3 protein-coding genes are annotated in these 2587 nt (G+C 69.1%); 1 reads left to right on the top strand and 2 read right to left on the bottom strand.

What is annotated here, in order from left to right; translation table 11 throughout:
• Positions 1 to 525 precede the first annotated feature (525 nt).
• Positions 526 to 1113 carry a TIGR03086 family metal-binding protein gene (locus AC5L3X_RS39050; protein ID WP_494863822.1) on the top strand — a complete coding sequence of 196 codons (588 nt, stop codon included), beginning with the start codon at positions 526 to 528 and terminating at the stop codon, positions 1111 to 1113.
• On the opposite strand, the gene AC5L3X_RS39055 is transcribed toward AC5L3X_RS39050, so the two are convergent.
• A complete protein-coding gene (locus AC5L3X_RS39055) occupies positions 1100 to 1843 on the bottom strand; it encodes a CPBP family glutamic-type intramembrane protease (protein WP_494863823.1) in 744 nt (247 codons plus the stop codon). The two genes, AC5L3X_RS39050 and AC5L3X_RS39055, sit on opposite strands and share 14 nt — an antisense overlap.
• Positions 1844 to 2320: 477 nt before the next feature.
• A partial coding sequence (locus AC5L3X_RS39060; protein WP_494863825.1) for a hypothetical protein occupies positions 2321 to 2587 on the bottom strand: 267 nt, incomplete at its 5' end.

A 2587-nucleotide genomic window follows, 5' to 3' on the forward strand; every position in this document is an offset into this window, starting at 1 on the left:
CGCGTGGGCGATCTGATGTTCCTCAGCGGGATGCTCCCCCTGCACCGTGGGTCACCTCTGATGACCGGACGCCTGGGAGCGGACCTGGAGCTCACCCGTGGTGAGGCTGGCCGTGCACATAGCCTGCCCTCCTGGCTTTCGGGACCATGCGACCGTCGCGGATGGCGCGTCCGAGGTGTTCGACATCGCCTTCGCGCCCACCCGGCACAGCAGGCTCGTGTTCGGCTCGACCGCGCTGCCCGCGGACATGCCGGTCGAGCTCGAGGTCATCCTGGCCCTGCGGGCTTAATCCTGGGACGAACCTGGGGATCGACCGGAACAGCCGGTCAGGAGCGCACCAGGCTGCCGACCGCGCGGCGGGCCTGGACGGCCGCGGCGCGGTCCTGGTGTAGCTGGATCGCCTGGTTCGTGGCCAGCGCGATCCCGGGCGGCCTCCGCGTTCGAGCGCCGAGGACTCACAACTCCGAGGATACCGTACGAACGTTCGCCATCGACTAGCTTACGATCGTTCGCTATTGTTCCCCCATGGCCCTTCTCGCACTTGACGGAGCGGCACTCGACCACCTGGGCGCCCTGGTCGAGAACCTGACCGAGACTCAACTCGCCGCGCCGACCCCGTGCGCGGGCTGGACCGTGCGCGACCTCATCGACCACATGAACACTGAGCACGAGGCGGTCTCCGAAAGGCTTCTGGGCATCCCCGTCACGCTGGACCCTGATCCGCGGAGCGCCTTCACCCAGGCCGCCGCGCGATGGCGGGCGGCGTTCGGCCCGCCGGGCTTGCTGGAGCGGGACGTCTACCTCCCCAAGTACGACGCGCGATATCCCAGCCGTCAGATCCTCTCGGTGCACCTGGCCGACATGCTCACCCACCACTGGGACATCAGCAGGGCGATCGGTCTCGATCCGGACCTGCCCGCGGACCTACTGCGCGTGGCCCTGCCGGTCGCCCAGGCGCTGCCGGCCGAGGGGGCACTGCGCGGGCCGGGACGCACATACGCGGCTCCGGTTCACGTGCGGGAGAACGCCTCCCCCACCGATCTCCTCGTGGCAGCCCTGGGCCGGTCACCGTCCTGGCGAGCCCCGCAAGAACCGGTTGTCAGGACGTCGTGACCGAAGATCGCGGCGAACGCTCGACCGCACGGCCCGCCCGCCGCGGCCAGAGGAACAACAGGACCCCGGTGATCGCCGTGACGACGGCGACGGCAGCGGGGGCGATCAGACTCGTGTCGGCCGGGTAGCCGGGAAGCAGCGACTGGGTGAGATTCAGCATCGTGTGCAGGAACACGGCCGACAGCACACCACCGCCGGTGGCGACGTACAGCCGGACCATGACCAGTCTCGCGCCGACCGTCCCCAGCGCCCACCAGGCGATCCACCCTGGGGTGCGCCCCGTCTGAACCAGCGGCACCAGATGCCACGAACCCCAGACCGCACCGAGTACGAGGGCGGCGCCCCGGTCGCCCCAGCGGGCGCGCAGCGGGTCGGGGGCGAAGCCCGTCCAGCCCGCCTCCTCGGCCACGGCCGCGGCGAAGAACAGTGCGAACAGGGGCGGCACGACCAGGATCGAGAGGTCAAGGCCCTGGGATGCCCCGCCCATGGCCCTGTCCAGCACGTAGCCGAGCAGGGCGAGGCCGGGCACGAGCAGGAGCCTGACCGGCAGCCAGACCTGGTGGGCAAGTCGCCGCGGAGCGAAGACGCGGCGCAGCAGCAGCCGGGTCGCGCCCGACTCGCGGCGGTGCAGCAAGAACACGGCCACGAGGAGCGGCCCCGGGAACATCAGGGCGCTCACCGGAAGCCGCATCGGCACGCCGGGCAGATGGCCGGTGAACGTGCCGACCACTCAGAAGGGCACCGCGACGACGAAGAGCAAGACGAAGAAGGCGGGGAGAGACGTGGCGTTCTCGACGGCCGAGGGCCTCCGGATCATGAAGTACTCCTCACTGGTGACGTACGAGAGCGTTCCTGGAGCCCGATCCCAACGTGATCTGGGACGACGAACTCATTCGCACGCTCATCCGCGACGTTGACAGGCCGGTCGGCTGAAGCCGAACGCGAATGGCCCCGGCAGCACGTTGTCCCGGCAGCACGCTGTGTCGACTCCACCAAAGAGGTCGGCGGCACCTCACACGGAAAGACAGGCGAGGCACCGCCGACCACTACACGGGATCACGGCCGGGACAGATCATTACGGGCGCCGATACCCGTCGATACCTGAGCGACCTGCCACCAGCGCGTCAACTGATCAGGTCCAGTCGTAGTTGCGCATGAAAACCCCCCCTTTCTTCGCAGAGTTGCCTCGACCCGGTGATGGGCGAGTTCATGACGGCACGAGATTTCGCCCGTGCCACGATTTGAGGTGATCTATGTGGACACGCGAACCCCAGTACCGCACCGACCGCCCGAAAGGCGAGACGGACGCCAAGGGCGGCCGGTTGGCGCACGCGAGGACCGTGCACGACGGAGGGTGCGTTTCAGCGGGATTGACTCCCTGCCGCGCCCAGGCCAATGCGGCGAAGGCGTCGCGCGCCATGGCGAGCAGGGCTCCGGCGAGCATCAGCGCGCCACCCGCGTATTGGACGGGAGT

The organism is Nonomuraea sp. CX421, from assembly GCF_059358955.1.

Bases quoted from the DNA above. Each gene is read 5' to 3' on its own strand.
- AC5L3X_RS39050 (WP_494863822.1), top strand. From the start codon at position 526: ATGGCCCTTCTCGCACTTGACGGAGCGGCACTCGACCACCTGGGCGCC.